Annotated in this window: 19 protein-coding genes and 2 tRNA genes; 12 read left to right on the top strand and 9 right to left on the bottom strand. The window is 58.4% G+C overall.

Features of this window, described 5'->3' with window-relative positions; all coding sequences use genetic code 11:
- Positions 1–164: 164 nt before the first annotated feature.
- Positions 165–629 carry a hypothetical protein gene (locus ASF70_RS13480; protein WP_062580390.1) on the bottom strand — a complete coding sequence of 155 codons (465 nt, stop codon included), beginning with the start codon at positions 627–629 and terminating at the stop codon, positions 165–167.
- Positions 630–840: 211 nt separating this feature from the next.
- A complete protein-coding gene (locus tag ASF70_RS13485; protein ID WP_062457428.1) occupies positions 841–1,281 on the bottom strand; it encodes a VOC family protein in 441 nt (146 codons plus the stop codon).
- Between the two features lie 214 nt (positions 1,282–1,495).
- Here ASF70_RS13485 and ASF70_RS13490 point away from each other — a divergent pair, with 214 nt between their 5' ends.
- From ASF70_RS13490 to ASF70_RS13510, 5 genes are all read left to right on the top strand, one after another.
- Positions 1,496–2,074 (top strand): cold-shock protein, encoded by a 579-nt coding sequence (locus ASF70_RS13490; RefSeq protein ID WP_062457423.1) that lies wholly within the window; start codon positions 1,496–1,498, stop codon positions 2,072–2,074.
- Between the two features lie 8 nt (positions 2,075–2,082).
- Positions 2,083–2,568, top strand: a complete 486-nt coding sequence (locus ASF70_RS13495) for a DUF192 domain-containing protein (RefSeq protein WP_062457420.1) — start codon at positions 2,083–2,085, stop codon at positions 2,566–2,568.
- Between the two features lie 115 nt (positions 2,569–2,683).
- Positions 2,684–2,760, top strand: a tRNA-Pro gene (locus ASF70_RS13500).
- Between the two features lie 72 nt (positions 2,761–2,832).
- On the top strand, positions 2,833–3,138 hold the full coding sequence (locus ASF70_RS13505) for an ETC complex I subunit (protein ID WP_062458113.1): 306 nt from the start codon (positions 2,833–2,835) through the stop codon (positions 3,136–3,138).
- A 35-nt stretch (positions 3,139–3,173) separates the two neighbouring features.
- Positions 3,174–3,250: transfer RNA gene (locus ASF70_RS13510), tRNA-Arg, on the top strand.
- Positions 3,251–3,931: 681 nt separating this feature from the next.
- Here ASF70_RS13510 and ASF70_RS13515 read toward each other — a convergent pair.
- Complete coding sequence (locus tag ASF70_RS13515) at positions 3,932–4,117, bottom strand: Flp family type IVb pilin (RefSeq protein ID WP_062457386.1); 186 nt, start codon at positions 4,115–4,117, stop codon at positions 3,932–3,934.
- A 606-nt stretch (positions 4,118–4,723) separates the two neighbouring features.
- Here ASF70_RS13515 and ASF70_RS13520 point away from each other — a divergent pair.
- Positions 4,724–5,392, top strand: coding sequence for a hypothetical protein (locus tag ASF70_RS13520; protein WP_156461832.1), 669 nt, complete (start codon positions 4,724–4,726; stop codon positions 5,390–5,392).
- Between the two features lie 93 nt (positions 5,393–5,485).
- Here ASF70_RS13520 and ASF70_RS13525 read toward each other — a convergent pair whose 3' ends face one another.
- The 4 genes from ASF70_RS13525 to ASF70_RS13540 form a co-directional block, all read right to left on the bottom strand.
- Positions 5,486–6,259, bottom strand: a complete 774-nt coding sequence (locus ASF70_RS13525; protein ID WP_062457380.1) for an amino acid ABC transporter ATP-binding protein — start codon at positions 6,257–6,259, stop codon at positions 5,486–5,488.
- A gap of 14 nt (positions 6,260–6,273) precedes the next feature.
- Entirely contained in the window at positions 6,274–7,431 is a 1,158-nt protein-coding gene (locus ASF70_RS13530) for an amino acid ABC transporter permease (RefSeq protein WP_062580393.1), read from the bottom strand.
- Between the two features lie 3 nt (positions 7,432–7,434).
- The gene (locus tag ASF70_RS13535; protein ID WP_062457374.1) at positions 7,435–8,628 is read right to left on the bottom strand and encodes an amino acid ABC transporter permease; all 1,194 of its coding nucleotides are present in this window, start codon (positions 8,626–8,628) and stop codon (positions 7,435–7,437) included.
- 119 nt (positions 8,629–8,747) lie between these two features.
- Entirely contained in the window at positions 8,748–9,770 is a 1,023-nt protein-coding gene (locus ASF70_RS13540) for an amino acid ABC transporter substrate-binding protein (protein ID WP_062457371.1), read from the bottom strand.
- 350 nt (positions 9,771–10,120) lie between these two features.
- On the opposite strand from ASF70_RS13540, the gene ASF70_RS13545 reads away from it, so the two are divergent.
- Positions 10,121–11,314, top strand: coding sequence for a cystathionine beta-lyase (locus ASF70_RS13545; protein ID WP_062580395.1), 1,194 nt, complete (start codon positions 10,121–10,123; stop codon positions 11,312–11,314).
- Positions 11,315–11,330: 16 nt separating this feature from the next.
- Here ASF70_RS13545 and ASF70_RS13550 read toward each other — a convergent pair whose 3' ends face one another.
- Both ASF70_RS13550 and ASF70_RS13555 read right to left on the bottom strand, forming a co-directional pair.
- Positions 11,331–12,494: an FAD-dependent monooxygenase gene (locus ASF70_RS13550; RefSeq protein ID WP_062580397.1), complete on the bottom strand. Its 1,164-nt coding sequence runs from the start codon at positions 12,492–12,494 to the stop codon at positions 11,331–11,333.
- 13 nt (positions 12,495–12,507) lie between these two features.
- Complete coding sequence (locus ASF70_RS13555) at positions 12,508–12,753, bottom strand: zinc-finger domain-containing protein (protein ID WP_062580399.1); 246 nt, start codon at positions 12,751–12,753, stop codon at positions 12,508–12,510.
- 162 nt (positions 12,754–12,915) lie between these two features.
- Here ASF70_RS13555 and ASF70_RS13560 point away from each other — a divergent pair, with 162 nt between their 5' ends.
- From ASF70_RS13560 to clpA, 5 genes are all read left to right on the top strand, one after another.
- The gene (locus ASF70_RS13560; protein WP_062580401.1) at positions 12,916–13,695 is read left to right on the top strand and encodes an alpha/beta hydrolase; all 780 of its coding nucleotides are present in this window, start codon (positions 12,916–12,918) and stop codon (positions 13,693–13,695) included.
- Positions 13,696–13,829: 134 nt separating this feature from the next.
- Entirely contained in the window at positions 13,830–14,672 is an 843-nt protein-coding gene (gene cysE, locus ASF70_RS13565; RefSeq protein ID WP_062580402.1) for a serine O-acetyltransferase, read from the top strand.
- Positions 14,673–14,806: 134 nt separating this feature from the next.
- A complete protein-coding gene (locus ASF70_RS13570) occupies positions 14,807–15,010 on the top strand; it encodes a DUF3126 family protein (protein WP_062457352.1) in 204 nt (67 codons plus the stop codon).
- A 409-nt stretch (positions 15,011–15,419) separates the two neighbouring features.
- On the top strand, positions 15,420–15,773 hold the full coding sequence (gene clpS / locus ASF70_RS13575) for an ATP-dependent Clp protease adapter ClpS (protein ID WP_062457349.1): 354 nt from the start codon (positions 15,420–15,422) through the stop codon (positions 15,771–15,773).
- A 10-nt stretch (positions 15,774–15,783) separates the two neighbouring features.
- Entirely contained in the window at positions 15,784–18,321 is a 2,538-nt protein-coding gene (gene clpA / locus ASF70_RS13580; RefSeq protein ID WP_062580404.1) for an ATP-dependent Clp protease ATP-binding subunit ClpA, read from the top strand.
- Positions 18,322–18,343 lie beyond the last annotated feature (22 nt).

The following is an 18,343-nucleotide window of genomic DNA, read 5'->3' on the forward strand; positions in this document are numbered from 1 at the left end:
CCTTATAGAGGCGTGATTTCGTTACCGCAAGCGCAAAAACGATGTTTTTTGCGAAAAATTAGATGCGCGGAAAATGCGGCTTCAGTAAGCGTAAAGCCATGCGAAATCAGCGGCTTATCCGATCTGACCAGCTCGCGCTTTTCGCTCCCGTACGAGGCTGATGGTTAGAGCTGCGCCTGTTGTGACGGGTCCGGCAGCGGCTGGCGGGGCGTGAAGACGCTGCCATGCGCTGCATTGATGCCGCCGGCCGGAGCGGCGACGGCTGTCTGCCCGTCAGGGGCAGCAGCAGGTGCCGTCGTCGCCGATGGGAATGGCGATGTGTTGGACGAAAAGATGCTGTAGCTGCTCGCGCGCACGCCAGTCGGTTGCGTGACGAGCCCGGCGATGGAGTTCGACGGCTGCTCCGGCGCCGGAGGGAAGGCGCCGGGGGCGGCGTTGGCGCCCGGCGCAGCAGACGCTGCAGCTGGCGCGGTTTTGGCCTGGTGCGCCTGTGTGGAGACGAGAGGATCGACATAAAGGCTGGCGCCGCTCGTGCCGCCTTTGGCAAGCGGTTTTGCCGCGCCATCTGGTTGCTCCGCGGCCACCGCCTCTGCGGACACCGGTTCGGCGTCGGCAACCTTGCGGGTCATCGAGCAACTGCTCATCATTAGAGCTGCTATCGCCACTGCGAGGAGCGGAAAACTCGGCCTTGAGATCGATCTTGCTGGCGAAACCGGCACGTGATGCCCTTCATGTGCGTCGCGGACACTCTGTCGCGAATCATGGAGATGAGCATCACGTGTCCTGTTTCGCTCGGCAAGAGAGGGGCGTTGGCCTTGGTCAGGCCGACGCAAGCCTCAATTACCAGCTGCCCGTATTCGGCATCGATGCCCACGGCTCGGCGACCGGCAGGTTGTCGCCCTTCTGCAGGATCTCGAAGGAAATGCCGTCCGGCGAAAGTACGAAGGCCATCCGACCTTCGCGAGGCGGACGGTTGATCACGATGCCATTGTCCTGCAGGTGCTGGCAGAATGCATAGACGTCGTCGACCTCATAGGCTAGGTGGCCGAAATTGCGTCCGCCCGTGTAATCCTCGCTGTCCCAGTTGTAGGTAAGCTCGATGCACGGCGCCATGTTCTCCTCAGCCTGCGAAACGTCGTCGCGTGCAGCCAGAAAGACCAGCGTGAAGCGGCCCTTGTCATTTTCGATGCGGCGGATCTCCTCCAAACCCATCAGTGTCTTGTAGAAATGGAGAGACGCGTCGAGATCCTTGACCCGAACCATTGTGTGTAGATAGCGCATGTGTCGCAAGCTCCGCGATGTCGTTGGCAAACTGTCGAGCGGATATGGTGCATCGCAGGAGGTCAGCAAGCCTGGGGCAAGCCGTCAGCCGTAGAAAGATGCTGATAAAGTCTAGACGGGGACTTGCACTGGAGGGTTAACGGGATGTTAATCTAGGCGCGAAGAATCACTTCCACCGTCATGTCGTAACGCGTAATCGAGGGGCCGATAGGATATGGCAGACAGGATATCGTTGAAAGGCGTAGCCGAATACGAGGAATTCGCGGGCGATCCGGTCGAGCTCATCGAAATTACGGGTGTGGTCAAGTGGTTCGATGTTGCGAAGGGGTTCGGCTTCATTGTGCCCGACAACGGTATGCAGGATGTGCTTCTGCATGTGACCTGCCTGAGGCGCGATGGATACCAGACCATCCTTGAAGGAACCCGTATCGTCGCGATGATCCAGAAGCGCGACCGCGGCTATCAGGCCTTCCGCATTCTTTCCATGGATCAGTCGACCGCAGTTCATCCCTCGCAGTTGCCGCCGGTTCGCACCCATGTTCAGGTCACGCCAACGAGCGGCCTGGAACGGGCACTGGTGAAATGGTTCAACCGCACCAAGGGCTTCGGATTCCTGAGCCGCGGTGAGGGGACCGAAGATATCTTCGTCCACATGGAAACGCTGCGCCGCTACGGACTGACAGAGCTCCGTCCCGGCCAGACCGTGCTGGTCCGGTTCGGACCTGGCGACAAGGGCTTGATGGCAGCCGAAATTCATCCCGACAATCCCAACCCTGTAAGCCGGTCACATTGATGTTGAGAATGCAGTCATTCGGGCGGATCACGCCCTTTGCAAAAGGCGCCCTTGCGGCGCTTTTTCTGTTTGTCGCCTACGCTGCCGCAGCCCAGCAGGTCATCTTTCCAAAAGATGAGCTGTCGATCCGCACGGCAGCGGGCAAGACCCATGCCTTTGTGATCGAGCTCGCTCTGACAGACCAGCAGCGCTCGCAGGGCCTGATGTACCGCAAGGAAATGCCTGACGATCACGGCATGCTGTTCGACTTCGGCGAGACACGCCGTGTTTCCATGTGGATGGAAAACACCATCCTGCCGCTCGATATGCTGTTCATCGAAGGCGACGGGACGGTCTCTCATATCCGCGAAAATGCGGTTCCTTACTCTCGTGACGTGATCGATTCGCGGGGACCGGTAAAATTTGTCCTCGAACTGAATGCCGGTCGGACGAAAGCGCTCGGAATCAAGGTTGGTGACAAGGTGGTTTCCAAACGGATCGGCAACGCAGGATAAGTGTTTGGCCGCTTTCCCACAGTTAGTTCGCTAGACAGTTCGAACAATTGGAAAAATCCACTTTTTGCAGTTGCGGGCCGGTAGGGAACCGTGTATCTCGCATTCTTGTAAGGAACGGAGTGTAGCGCAGTCTGGTAGCGCATCTGGTTTGGGACCAGAGGGTCGGGAGTTCGAATCTCTCCACTCCGACCATTGCCTTCAAAAGAGCGTCGCGCTCAGCGGTTGCCCAAGCGTCACGCTAGCAAAAGTCGGATGTTTCAGTTCATGACGGCCAAGATCTATCGTCCCGCAAAAACTGCAATGCAATCTGGCAAAGCCAAGACGCATCTCTGGCTCCTCGAATTCGACCAGGAAGAGCCACGCCGGATCGATCCGATCCTTGGTTATACATCTTCCGGAGACATGAAGCAGCAGGTGCGTCTGACATTTGAAAGTCAGGAACTTGCCGAAGCCTACGCCAAGCGCGAAGGCATCGAATACCGCGTCGTCCAGCCAAAGGAACCCGCGCGTCAAGCTGCTTCCTACACCGACAATTTCCGGTTCAATCGCTCGCAGCCCTGGACGCACTGACATCCTGTCTGCGTTCTGGTAGAAGCGTCTTAGCAGGCCCCTTAGCTCAGCTGGATAGAGCACCTGCCTTCTAAGCAGGTGGTCGCAGGTTCGAATCCTGCAGGGGTCGCCAAAACTATCTCCCAAAAAATTGCGACTGCCGCTTGAGCGAAGGGATATCGCCTTGAGCAAAGCGCTGCTTTGGAGCTGGATATAGAGATCAAGAATCTCTGGCGTATTTCGCCCCGCCCGGCAAGGTCGGTTAACCATTGCTTCATTTTCGAAATCAGACCCTAGAGAAAGCACAACCCTCCAAAGGCCGCAGCCGACGACGACCTGAGTTAACTCGTCGTGTGTTGGTCGGATATCGGCTTGGCGACCCGCCTGTGTGTTCGAGGGTATGAACTACTGATTGAGGCGCGTGAGGCTTTCATCGCGGTTGTGTGCACATGCGATGATGCAAATGTATGACTTTCGCGAGGGTCGATGAGGCCAACAGACGTCCGACTCGGATTTCGCCTTCCGCGTAGGTCCTCGCGAGCACGTCATCCCGAACCTGCGTCAACGGCTCGATTGCGTCGCGCGACCGGGTCGGACAACCGTGACGGCAACAAAAAACCGAACAATGGAGGTCCCATTGTTCGGCGAGTTGAGTGCTGGAACCAAGAGATGGCGTCCGAGCTTTTGGGTACGATCTGGATGTTAACCTGGGGTGAAGACCTCAGGCGAATACTTGAGTGAGAATACCTGCCGGCCAATCGTGCAACGACGTTACCTCATGACCCGACTTGGTTGCATCTCGCAATGCCAGCGATCAGCAAGTGGTAGCAGCGCCGCCGCAGTTCAACTTCTTGCTGAGGTTCGTGAATTGCGTGCTTAGTGCACCGCCGAGCGTCTGTGCACCAGCGATCAGCGCGACAGAGATAAGAGCGGCGATGAGCCCGTATTCGATGGCAGTGGCGCCAGACTCGTCCTTCATAAAGCGTGCAAAAACCGACATGCAAATCCTCCTTGATTCGTGCCGTGGGACAAGGCGTCCCGACGTGTTGTTCTTTTACCGAAAGTCAAAAGAGTGTTGCGTTAACAGGATCGGTTAATATGTTCCTATTGGCTAATGTGAGTTCTGAATGGTTAAGAAGTGGTTTTCGTGAATCCCCACGTGTGCTCATCGCCCGCCGGCGACCCGGTCGAACTGGATCCTGTCATCGTAGGATAACGAGTGCTCATGACCAAACCGGGCCTAGCATGCTGCCACCGGTACTCGTGGTGCCAGAGCGTTGCATTGGGGTAGGACCTACCACTCATTCCTCCGCGTACCCAGCCTCACCACGTCATGTTGCGATGCAGCAACAGCGGGAGTTCACATCCTCGGGAAACCGATCGTGATCCCGCAATCGCATTTCAGCCGCAAAATCGATTCGAAGCTGCCTCATTCGAGCGTATATTCGCGGCGGTCAGTTCCGTTGCATCGGCAGGGGAAGGCACGTGGCGAAAACGGACCATTGGGTCTGACAAACTCGCCTCCATCGCATTGAAACGGGTGTTCCGGGCGACCTCGCGGTTGCTTGCGCCTCAACATTGTCTTGAGCCTTCGAGTGGGGATCAAATGAACAGAAGTCTATTGGCCGGCGGCGTCGCGCTGTTTGCGGCAATCTTTGCGGTTGGCCCGTTTTCGGCATTGAGCGCTTATGCGGCGGACAGGCCGCTGATCTGGCAGCCCGTCAAGAATTCGGACAGAAGCTATTCCGTCAAGCTCGGCTTCAGGTTGCCGACGGAGCTGGAGCCCGAGGCGGGCTTCAACGTCGGTGTCGATGCGAAGAAGGACGGGTCGATGAACACGCCGCTTCGGCTGTGGGGCAGCATGAAGATGAAGTCGATCCAGAGGCCCGCTTACGAGGTCGAACGCAAGATCGGGATCGATTACGACGGATTGGCCGAAACGGCCGCCGTCAGCATGAACTACCACCAAACGCAGATCGTCACGTCGACGATCGATGTCGAGCGCAATGCGAGCTATGTCATGCGCTACGACGGGCTCAATCAGGACTGGAGTGGCCTCGACGCCAACCAGACCCTCAGGCTGTCCCGGGCAAACACCGGCACAGCCGTGGTCGTCCGCGCAACGGCGATCGATACGTTTCGTATCGGCGGCGCGGGGCTGGGACTCGAGCAGAAACTAGGTGACAGCCTGACACTCAGCGGCTCCGTCGATCGCTATTCGGACGCGACCGCAGCAGTAACCAGCGTCAATGCCCGCTACTCATTCCAGTGGTGATGGCGCCCTGACGATTGTTTCGACGGGAAACGGAAAAGGGGCGCTCGCGGCGCCCCTTTTCTATTGCAGGTCATTCGCGTTGGCGCAGTCTGCCTAGTGCAGTATCTGGCTAAGGAACAGTCTGGTGCGCTCGTGCTGCGGATTGTCGAAGAACTCCGCCGGCGAATTCTCTTCCACGATCTGTCCCTGGTCCATGAAGATCACCCGGTTGGCGACCTGGCGGGCAAAGCCCATTTCATGGGTGACGCACATCATGGTCATGCCTTCTTCGGCAAGGCCAACCATCGTATCGAGCACTTCCTTGACCATTTCAGGATCGAGAGCCGAGGTCGGTTCGTCGAACAGCATGATCTTCGGCTTCATGCACAGCGAGCGGGCAATCGCCACGCGCTGCTGCTGACCGCCGGAGAGCTGGCCCGGATACTTATGGGCCTGTTCCGGGATCTTGACACGCTTGAGGTAGTGCATCGCCACTTCCTCGGCTTCCTTCTTCGGCATCTTGCGAACCCAGATCGGTGCAAGCGTGCAGTTCTCAAGGATCGTCAGGTGCGGGAAGAGGTTGAAGTGCTGGAACACCATTCCGACTTCTCGCCGCACTTCGTCGATCTTTTTCAGATCGTTGGTGAGTTCGATATTGTCGACGACAATGCTGCCCGACTGATGTTCCTCGAGGCGGTTGATACAGCGGATCATCGTCGATTTTCCGGAGCCTGACGGCCCGGCGATGACGATGCGTTCGCCTTTCATCACCTTGAGGTTGATATCGCGCAGCACGTGAAAATCGCCATACCACTTGTTCATGCCGATGATCTCGACAGCGACATCCGTGGAGGAGACGGTGAGGTTTTTGGGTTGGGCGTCAGCCATTGTTTTTCCCCTTGTTATCGCTTGTGGCCGGTATCGAGATGCCGTTCCATGAAGGCGGAATAGCGTGACATGCCGAAGCAGAAGATCCAGTAGATAAGACCAGCGAACACGAGGCCGGTAAGCGGCGTCATGGGCGTGATCCAGGTCGTATCCGTAAAGTTGAGCCTGATGATGTTCAAGAGGTCGAACATGCCGATGATGGCAACGAGCGACGTATCCTTGAAAAGGCCGATGAAGGTGTTGACGATGCCAGGGATCACGAGCTTGATCGCCTGTGGAAGGACGATCAGGCGGGTTTTCTGCCAGTAGCTGAGGCCGAGCGAATCGGCACCTTCGCCCTGACCTTTCGGAATAGCCTGCAGGCCGCCACGAATGACTTCTGCCATATAGGCGGAGGCAAACAGCGACACACCGATCACGGCGCGCAGGAAGTTGTCGATGCTCCAGCCGGTGGGCAGGAACAGCGGCAGCATCACGTTTGCCATGAAGAGAACCATGACAAGCGGTACGCCGCGGATCACCTCGATGAAGACGACGCAGAGCGTCTTCAATACGCGCATGTTGGAACGCCGTCCGAGCGCCAAAAGGATGCCGACGGGGAAGGAGACCGCGATGCCGACGAAGGAGAGGATCAGCGTCACCATCATGCCGCCCCAGAGCGGGGTCTCGACCCGCTGCAGGCCAAGAACATTGCCATGCATGAGGAAGAACGAGACGACCGGGTAGACGAGAAACAGCAGAACGGCGTTCAGCGCCTTGTACGGCAGTTTCGGAATGAGGAGAGGCACGAGCAGCACGATCAGCATGAACCCGACCAGCATGACGCGCCAGCGCTCCTCGATCGGGTAGCGGCCGAACATGAACTGCTGGAACCGGTCACCGACAAACGCCCAGCATGCGCCTTTCCAGCCATCCGGCTGGGTGCCGCCTTGGACGACGGTGGCGCAGACCGAGCGATCGGCACCGACCCAACTCGCATTGATAAAAAGCCAGTTGATGATGCCGGGCAGGGCGAAAGCCAGCAATGCGATGGCGACGATGGTCAGCACCACATCCTTTGGCGTTGCCAGGAGATTGGTCCGGATCCAGCCGCTTGCCGAACTGGCGCTGACCGGCGGCGGTTCCGGTGCAATCATGTCATTGCGAACGTAAGAGAGCTTGTGTGTAGACATGTCTTATCTCTCCACCAGAGCCATCTTGGCGTTGAACCAGTTCATGAACAGCGATGTCGCGATGCTGATGCTCAGATAGATGGTGAGCATGATCGTGATCATCTCGACAGCCTGACCGGTCTGGTTGAGCGAGGTGCTTCCGGTCGAAAACAGCTCGGGAAAACCAATCGCAACGCCGAGAGACGAGTTTTTGGTCAGGTTGAGATACTGGCTTGTCAGCGGCGGAATGATGATGCGGAAAGCCTGCGGTACGACAACCAGTCTGGTGATCTTGCCCGGCTGGACGCCGAGTGCAGCGGCGGCTTCCGTCTGTCCCTTGCCGACGCCCTTGATGCCGGCTCGGATGATTTCCGCGATAAACGCAGCCGTGTAGAGCGAAAGCGCCAGATATAGAGCCACGAATTCCGGACGGATATTGGCGCCGCCGGAAAGATTGAAACGGCCTTCGACGGGATAGTCGAAGGTCAGCGGCGAACCCATGGCGATGAATCCGAGAAGCGGCAGACCGATGATGATGGCGGCGGAGATCCAGCCGTTGGGCAATTGCTGCCCGGTTGCCATCTGGCGCTTGACCGACCACGTGCGGAAGACGAACGCGACAACGATGCCGACGAGAATGGCAACCGGAAGGATCCACGCGCCTTCGCCCCAGATCGTCGCCGGAAAGGTGAGGCCACGGTTGCTGAGGAAGGTCGAGAGCGGGCCCTGGATAGCATCACGCGGCTGCGGCAGAATGGCGAGAACGCCGGAATACCAGAAGAAAATGACCAGCAGCGGCGGAATGTTTCTGAACACCTCGACATAGACGGTGCAGAGCTTGGCGATCAGCCAGTTTTTCGACAGGCGACCGATACCGATGATGAAGCCGACGATGGTTGCTGTGATGATGCCGGTGACAGCGACCATCATCGTGTTCAGGAAGCCGACCAGGATCGCCCTGCCATAGGTCGAGTCGCTCGTGTAGGCGATCAGGGATTGCCCGATATCGAAGCCTGAGCGACCAGCGAGGAAGCCAAACCCGGTGGCGGTGTTGCTGCGGGCAAGGTTGACACTGACATTGTGTGCGATCGACCAGACGAGCGCAACGAGAATGACCAGCGTCAGCACCTGGAAGAAGATGCTCCGCGCTTTTGGATCGTAAATGAGTGACGTGGACGCGCGCTTAGTAGCAGGCGCACGGATCGAGTTGTCCGTCATGCTTTGCCAATCCCCTGTGACCCGTTGTGGGCCCTTATTGTTTTTGATTCTTATTGATCGTGGAGAATGTCTCGCAGGGCGGACGGAGCCACCCTGCGAGACGTCAGTCTATCAGTCGATTAACGGATCGGCGGTGCGAACTGCAGGCCACCCTTGCTCCACAGAGCATTCAGGCCACGTGCGATCTTCAGCGGGCTGCCGGAACCGATATTGCGCTCGAAGACGTCGCCGTAGTTACCGACGCCCTTGACGATGTTGTAGGCCCATTCGTTGGTCAGGCCGAGATCGGTACCGACCTTGGTGTCCTTCTCGGTGCCGAGGAAGCGGCGGATATCCGGGTTGGTCGAGTTCTTCATCTCGTCGATATTGGCCTGGGTGATGCCGAATTCTTCGGCCTGAACCAGGGCGTAGCCTGTCCACGAAACGATATCGAACCACTTGTCGTCGCCCTGGCGAACGGCTGGGCCAAGCGGCTCCTTGGAGATGATTTCCGGAAGAATGACGTGTTCGTCAGGGTTCGACAGCGCGAGACGCGTTGCATAAAGGCCCGACTGGTCCGTCGTGTAGACGTCGCAACGGCCGGCCTGGTAGGCGGCGTTTACTTCTTCGAGCTTTTCGAAGACGACCGGGTTGTACTGGAGGTTGTTGGACTTGAAGTAGTCGGCGAGGTTGAGTTCGGTTGTCGTGCCCGACTGAACGCAGACGGCAGCGCCGGACAGTTCAAGCGCCGACTTCACGTTCAGGCTCTTCGGAACCATGAAGCCCTGGCCGTCGTAGTAGTTGACGTAGCGGAAGTTGAAACCGAGCGCGGTATCGCGGCTGATGGTCCAGGTGGTGTTACGTGCGAGCACGTCGACTTCACCCGACTGCAGTGCCGTGAAGCGGCTCTGGGCCGTGGTCGGCGTGTACTTCACCTTCGTTGCATCACCGAAAACCGCAGCTGCGACGGCCTTGCAGAAATCGACGTCGAAGCCTTTCCAAGCGCCGGCCGAATCCGGCTGCGCGAAGCCGGCCAGACCGGTGTTGACGCCGCACTGAACGAAGCCCTTCGCCTTGACATCATCAAGCGTGGCCGCGGAAGCTGCCGAGGCAAAGCCAAGGACCGCTGCGCCAAACGCGGCAGACAAAAGCGTCTTTTTCATTTTCCCAACCTTATCTGTTGTTTTGTGTGATCTCTCGACACAGGCCGTTCCCCTGATTTTATGAATACGACCGGTCCCCCGCTGACCTCCCGGCGCGGGTGTTTATATCTCATTCGGAAACGAAGGCAGGGTCAAGGGCCACCCGTTCAAATTGCGTCCAAATTACGGTGTATTAGACTTTGCCGCCTACGCGCTGGGCAAATGCTCAAGCTGTGTGCGAGTTGTGGCGGTTTTTATACCGAACGAGCATGCTAATATTGCACCGGTACTGGGAATTGGGCAGCGGGGTTGACCAGCCTGGAGGGCGGCGGCAAAACTGGCGCTATCGTCAACGAAAGTGCATTCCGGACATGTCCCAGAAAGATAAACTGATCGAAGAAGCGGGTCAGAATACGCGCCTTGCGCATATCGGAAACGATCCACGCGCGTATCATGGCTTCGTCAACCCGCCTGTCGTCAAAGGTTCCACGGTCCTTTTCCCGAATGCCGAAGCGATGGAAAAGCGCAGCCAGCCATACACCTATGGAACCCGCGCGACCCCGACGACGGACGCCCTGTGCGCTGCGTTCGACCAACTCGAGGGTTCTGCGGGTACGATCCTCGTTCCATCGGGACTGGCTGCGATCTCAATCCCTTTCCTGGCTTACCTGTCATCGGGCGATCACGCGCTGATCGTCGACTCAGTCTACACGCCCTGCCGGACTTTCTGTGACACGATGCTCACGAGACTGGGGATCGACGTCGAGTACTATGATCCGGAGATCGGGGCAGACATCACCAAGCTGATGAGGCCGAACACCAAACTCATTCATACGGAAGCGCCCGGCTCGAATACGTTCGAGATGCAGGACATCCGCGCAATCACGGACGCTGTACACGCCTATTCCGCAGACGTCGTGGTGACGCTGGACAACACCTGGGCGACACCGCTTTATTTTCGTCCGCTCGACTTCGGCGTCGACGTCTCGATCCATGCGACCACGAAGTACCCGTCCGGGCATTCGGATATCGTCATGGGTTCGGTGTCGGCCAATGCGAAGCATTTTCCGGCACTTGAGGCGGCGCGGATTGCAATGGGCATCTGCGGTGCGCCGGAAGATTCCTACCTGATCCTGCGTGGCCTGAGAACGATGGGTCTGCGGCTGGACCAGCATCAAAAAAGCGCCCTTGAAATCGCCCAGTGGCTGGAAGGCCGCGACGGCGTTGCGCGCGTCCTGCACCCAGCATTGCCAAGCTTTCCTGGCCACGAGATCTGGAAGCGTGACTTCAAGGGATCGAGCGGGATCTTCTCCTTCGTGCTGCAGGCCGAGCCTGAGAGGGCAAAGGCCAAGGCGCACGCCTTCCTCGATGCCCTGAGCTTTTTCGGCCTCGGTTACTCCTGGGGAGGATACGAAAGCCTTGCTCTGGTCGTAAATCTTTCCGACCGCACCATCCGCGAGCAGCCCACCGAGGGTGCAGTCATCAGGCTTCAGATCGGTCTCGAAGACGTGCCTGATCTCAAGAAAGATCTTGAAGCGGGGTTTGCCGCGGCGGCCGCGGTCTGATCGCTCAACCTCGACGCTACTCGGCGTCGAAACCGTAGAGCCAATCCAGATCTGCCGCGAGCGATTGCGGCGGACGCATTGAGAGAACAAAGTTGCGACCGAGCTTCAGCGGGCCGCGCGCATGATAGGCAAAGCGGTTGAATTCCCCGCGTGCTCGCACCTTGGCGACGCGACCGGCCCGTTCGGTCTCGTAGGCTGATAGCGCCTGTGTGAGCGAGGGCAGGGCGGCCACGCGGTTTGCCAGGATGAACGCGTCTTCGATCGCCATCGCCGCGCCTTGGGCCGCAAAGGGCAGCATCGCATGGGCGGCGTCGCCGATCAGAACAAGATCGCGGCCATTGTGCCAACGGCCCGGTGTCACCTGATAGAGCGGCCAGAAGGTCGGCTTGTCGGATGCGGCCAGTGTTTCGGCTATGCTCGGATGCCACCCCTTGAAATGACGCAGCAGCAGGTCTTTCTGGGCGGCGCTCGCTTCCGTATTCCAGCAATTGCCAGTGTTGCCGCCGGACGCGATGGCGACGATGTTGAAACTATCCTTCTCCTTGAGCGGATAGGCCACAATGTGTGCCGAAGGTCCGAGAAATGCACTGACGGCATTCGGCTTCAGCCAGGAAGGTGCCGCGCTCTTTGAAACCATGAAGCGCCAGGCGACACTGTTGGAAAAAACGGCTTCCGGACTTTTGGGAATTGCGGAGCGAATGCCAGACCAGACGCCATCTGCGGCGACGATCAGGTCATGGTGGCGTCCGGAGATCTCCGCCAGTTCGTCTCGAACGGCGCTCCCAATCTTCGAGCCCAGCCGAAGCGTGCAGAGCGGGTTGGCGTTCACGGCGTGGAGAAGCGCGTCTTGCAGCGTCGCCCTATGGAGGACGCCATAGGGCGATCCCCACCGCTCGCGGGCGAACCGGCCGGATGGCACATAGGCTCGCCGCTGCAGCGAACGGCCCGAAACGAGCTGCACTTCGTCAGGTTCTGTCCACAACCGTTCCAGATCGCCGAGTACGCCAAGCTTGCTCAGCACGCGCGAAGCGTTCGGCGACAGCTGGAGTCCAGCGCCGACTTCCTGAAGGGAAGGCGCCTGCTCGAAGATGTCGCAGGTGATGCCATGGCGCGCAAACGCGAGCGCAGCGGTGAGACCCGCCATGCCCGCACCCACGATCGCTACTGTCTCGACAGCCATTTCTGGCTGCCGATCAGGCGGCCTTGACGTTGAAGACGCAGCCCGGAGGGTCGGTCTGTTCGGCCTTCAGGGTCGGGTTGTATTTGTACAGAGTGGAACAGTAGGAGCAGACCTTTTCGACTTCGTCGCCCATGTCGATAAAGATGTGCGGATGATCGTAAGGAACGGATGCACCAGTGCACATGAATTCCTTCACGCCGATCTGGATCGACGGGAAACCGCCGTCGTTCTGGAAATGGGGAATGCTGTGGCCGGCCATGGTCGTCTCCAATGCGTACAATAGGGCACGTCTGATTTGGCGCGGACATTACCGCCGCCGCATTCAAAAGTGTAGTGCAAAAACCGCGATGCGAGGTGTCTTTCAGGGTTCAATCGCAAGCACCGATATCTTATGGTCCGCCGCCAAAACAGGATATCCCAGATGAACCTCAATGCCCCGGCCTTTTCCACCTTCAGCCATGACGGCCTGAGCCTCTCCTATCTGGATGAGGGGGATCCGGCAGGCGATCCTGTCCTGCTCATCCACGGTTTCGCTTCCAGCGCGACCGTGAACTGGGTGCATCCGGGATGGGTAAAGACGCTCGGCGATGCCGGTTACAGGGTGATCGCCATGGATAACCGCGGCCATGGCGGCAGTGACAAGCCGACCGATCCGGACGCCTATCGCCCTTGGGTGATGGCAGCGGATTCGGTTGCTCTGCTCGATCACCTGCGCATCCCGGCAGCGCATCTGTTCGGCTATTCGATGGGCGCGCGTATCTCGGTGTTTGCAGCGCTCAACGATCCGGACAGGGTCCGGTCGCTGGTGCTCGGCGGTCTCGGTATCGGCATGACGGACGGGGTCGGGGACTGGGATCCGATCGCGGATGCGCTCTTGGCGCCCTCGCTTGAGAGCGTCAGCCATGATCGCGGCCGTATGTTCCGCGCTTTTGCCGACCAGACGAAAAGCGACAAGCAGGCACTCGCCGCCTGTATCCGCGGTTCGCGTGATTTGGTCGAACGCAGCGATATGGGCAAGATCGACGTTCCCACGCTGATCGGCGTCGGGACGAAGGACGATATCGCGGGTTCACCGCAGGACCTGGCCGATCTGATGCCGAATGCGACAGCGCTCGATATTCCCGGTCGTGACCACATGCTTGCGGTCGGCGACAGGGTTTTCAAGAAAGCGGTACTGGAGTTCTACGCAGCGCAGGCCTGAGCCTCGCACGACCGTAGACTGGCAAGACTTCAGCTTCCCTTGATTTAACGATCAACGAAATGCGATTTCGCCGGCGTTGGTGTTGTCGTAAATCTAATCTATATATCGTGGCTTACGCCAAAGAGGAGACGGCCATGGCCGCGAGAACCGAAGTTCGCCAGACCGAGGACATTCGCCAGACCGATAGTGTCGCTAGCGTCGACCCCATATGGGACACGCTGCGGCAGGAAGCACGCGTCGCAATCGAGCAGGACCCGTTGCTGGCCGCCTTCCTCTATTCAACCGTCCTGAACCACCGTTCGCTGGAAGAATGCGTCGTTCATCGGATCTGCGAACGGCTCGATCATCCCGATCTGCAGGCCGTCCTGCTGCGGCAGACATTCATGGAAATGCTGGACGAATGGCCAGATTGGGGTGCTATTCTGCGCGTCGATATCCAGGCCGTCTACGACCGCGACCCTGCCTGCCTGCGTTTCGTTGAGCCAGTCCTCTACTTCAAAGGATTTCACGCCATCCAGACGCATCGCTTGGCGCACTGGCTGTTTTACCGCGGCCGTCGCGACTTCGCGCTCTATCTGCAAAGCCGCGCCTCAAGTGTCTTCCAGACAGACATCAATCCGGCGGCTCAGATCGGCAAGGGGATCTTCCTCGACCACGCGACCGGCCTTGTCGTCGGCGAAACCGCGATCATCGGGGACAATGTCTCCATCCTGCATGGGGTCACTCTCGGTGGGACCGGTAAGGAGGGCGCAGATCGTCATCCGAAGATCGGCAACGGCGTGCTGATCGGCGCCGGCGCAAAGATCCTCGGCAATATCGAGGTTGGTGCCTGCTCGCGTGTGGCGGCGGGCTCCGTCGTCCTCAAAGCTGTTCCGGAAAAATCCACCGTCGCCGGTGTTCCGGCAAAGGTCGTCGGGACCGCGGGTTGCTCCGAGCCGGCACGCCTGATGGACCAGCTTCTGCGCGCCGAGGACTAGTCCGCGCCCGGACCTACTTGTTCCAGGAAAACTCGGGGCAGGGTCGTGCGGTGGAGAGAACGGCGGCTTTACTTTCGCCTTTCTCCCGTGCCAAAAGCGCATCGATTTGATCGCAAAATCTGACGGAGAAGATCGTGAACCCCGACGAAATCAAGAAGATCGACGACTATTTCAAGCGCCTTCTGAACCCCCAGATCGTCGTCAAGGCGCGTCCCCGCAAGAACGATTCTGCCGAAGTCTATCTTGGTGATGAATTTCTCGGCGTCGTCTATCTGGATGACGAAGATGGCGAGCGTTCCTACAATTTCTCCATGGCGATCCTCGACGTCGATCTTTGATCGCAGGATCCGACTGGTTTTCAAGAAACGTTGTCGAGAGGCCCTTCGTGGGCCTCTTTTGTTTTGGACGTAAGCCTCAAGCATGCAAGCTTCATTAGCATCTACTCTTCGACGGAATTTTGAGCGACAGGCGATCGCCGTTCGCGCGTCGGATCCGTACGCATGAAGCTGCAGCGTCTGAGGCTATGGCCATGATGCCGCCCGCCTTTTGGGTCAGTATGGCGGCAGAATTTGAGTTGCCGAATGTGGTACTTTTGGCTCGTCGCGAGCCCCTCTCGGCGGAATAGTGATTGCACAGCGGGAAAGGGGGCTTAAAATCCTTTCCCAAAGAACTACCTTTAGCAAGACTGAAGTCCTGTCGACCGGTTGTTCGCTATACCGCCGCTGGATGACTAGGGAATGAAAGACGATGATCGCACTGCCGATCTTGATGGAAAATGAAAAGAACGGCGACGGAGACAACGCGGGCCGCGGAACCTCCGTCATCACGCGAACGAAACCGAAAACCAAACGGCCTAACCTGTACCGCGTTCTCCTTCTGAATGACGACTACACGCCAATGGAGTTCGTCATCCATATTCTGGAGCGTTTTTTCCAGAAGGACCGCGATGCGGCAACGATTATCATGCTCCACGTCCATAACCATGGCGTCGGAGAATGCGGAATTTTCACCTATGAAGTAGCGGAAACCAAGGTGTCCCAGGTCATGGACTTCGCCCGGCAACACCAGCATCCGCTGCAATGTGTCATGGAAAAGAAGTGAGGAACCCGACGTGCCAACATTTTCGCCTAGTCTTGAAAAGGCTCTGCACCAGGCACTGACCTTCGCGAACGAGCGGCATCACGAATATGCCACACTCGAACATCTGCTTCTGGCGTTGATCGACGACGCCGATGCGGCGGCGGTCATGGGAGCATGCAGCGTCAACCTGGATACGCTCCGCAAAACCGTGTCTGAATATGTCGACAATGAACTCGCAAACCTGGTGACAGGCTATGACGAGGACTCCAAACCGACATCCGGCTTTCAACGCGTCATCCAGCGCGCTGTGATCCACGTCCAATCCTCCGGTCGTGAAGAAGTGACCGGAGCAAACGTGCTCGTCGCAATCTTCGCAGAACGTGAGAGCCACGCAGCCTTCTTCCTGCAGGAGCAGGAAATGACCCGCTACGACGCGGTCAACTATATCTCTCACGGCATCGGCAAGCGTCCGGGTTCCTCCCAGGCCCGGACCCCGCGTGGTGCTGATGAGCCCGATTCAGACGCCAAGCCTGTTTCGCGCAACGAGGAGGAAGGTCCCGGCAAGAAGCAGCAGGATGCCCTCAAGGCATACTGTGTCAATCTGAACGAAAAGGCCAAGAATGGCCGTATCGATCCGTTGATCGGTCGTCATTCCGAGGTCAACCGCACGATCCAGGTCCTGTGCCGCCGCTCCAAGAACAACCCGCTTTACGTGGGCGATCCGGGCGTTGGCAAAACTGCGATCGCCGAGGGACTGGCAAAGCGCATCGTCGAGGGCAAGGTGCCCGAAGCGCTGGCCGATGCGACGATCTTCTCGCTCGATATGGGCACCCTGCTTGCAGGCACCCGCTATCGCGGCGACTTCGAGGAACGTCTGAAGCAGGTCGTCAAGGAACTGGAAGATTTTCCAGGTGCTGTCCTGTTCATCGACGAAATCCACACCGTCATCGGTGCGGGTGCAACGTCGGGCGGTGCCATGGATGCGTCCAACCTGCTGAAGCCGGCTCTGTCCTCTGGCCAGATCCGCTGCATCGGTTCGACGACCTATAAGGAATACCGCCAGTTCTTCGAAAAGGACCGGGCTCTGGTTCGACGCTTCCAGAAAATCGACGTCAATGAGCCGTCGATCGATGATGCGATCGAAATCATGAAGGGCTTGAAGCCGTATTTCGAAGAGTATCACAAGCTGCGCTACACCAACGACGCGATCAAGTCGGCGGTGGAACTGTCAGCACGGTATATCTCCGACCGCAAGCTGCCGGACAAGGCGATCGACGTGATCGACGAGACCGGTGCAGCCCAGATGCTGCTGCCCGCTTCCAAGCGTCGCAAGCTGATCACGGAAAAGGAAATCGAGGCGACAATCGCCACGATGGCCCGCATCCCGGCGAAAACGGTTTCCAAGGATGACGAGATGGTTCTCGCCAACCTCGAGAAGGAACTGCGTTCCGTCGTGTACGGCCAGGACGTCGCGATCGACGCGCTGTCGACGGCGATCAAGCTGGCACGTGCAGGTCTGCGCGAGCCGAACAAGCCGATCGGCTCCTATGTCTTCTCCGGTCCAACCGGCGTCGGCAAGACCGAAGTCGCGAAGCAGCTTGCCGCCTCGCTCGGCGTCGAGATGCTGCGTTTCGACATGTCGGAATATATGGAACGCCACACGGTCTCGCGACTGCTTGGCGCACCTCCCGGCTATGTCGGCTTCGACCAAGGCGGCCTCCTGACCGATGGCGTTGATCAGCACCCGCACAGCGTGGTTCTGCTCGACGAAATCGAGAAGGCGCATCCGGATATCTACAACATCCTGTTGCAGGTGATGGACCATGGATCGCTGACCGATCACAACGGCAAGAAAATCGACTTCCGCAACGTCATCTTGATCATGACGACGAATGCGGGTGCATCCGAGATGGCCAAGTCTGCGATCGGCTTTGGATCATCAAGACGCACCGGCGAAGATGAGGAGGCGATCAATCGCCTGTTCACACCGGAATTCCGCAACCGTCTCGATGCGATCATTCCGTTCGCACCGCTGCCGACCACGGTTATCCACCAGGTCGTCCAGAAGTTCGTGATGCAGCTGGAAAGCCAGCTGTCGGAGCGTAACGTGACGTTCGATCTGCATGAGGACGCGATCGCCTGGCTGGCGGAAAAGGGTTATGACGAGAAGATGGGCGCAAGACCTCTGTCTCGCGTGATCCAGGAATACATCAAGAAGCCGCTCGCCAACGAGATCCTTTTTGGCAAGCTTCGCAAGGGTGGCATCGTTCGCGTCACGGCCGGCAAGAAGGAAGATGGCACCGACGGTCTTCTTCTGGAGTCCATTTCGGAAACGGCCCGGGTAAAGCCGAAGCCTGAAGCGGAAGTGGAAGAGGCTGCCGACGAGATCAAGGCCAAGACGACAAAGTCAAAGCCTTCGAAGAAGTCTGCGCCGAAGGCCAAGGACAAGGACGGCGGTTCCGCGAAGGCAAATGTCGTCGACGATGGCGACGTGATTGCCGAGGAAGCCCCGGCAAAGTCCGCGCCCCGCAAGGGTAGCACCGTGCCACGCGTCCCAAAGAGCAAGTAGCGCTCTTTTCCATCCGAGAAAT

The organism is Rhizobium sp. Leaf321, from assembly GCF_001423215.1.
GTDB classification, from domain to species: domain Bacteria; phylum Pseudomonadota; class Alphaproteobacteria; order Rhizobiales; family Rhizobiaceae; genus Neorhizobium; species Neorhizobium soli.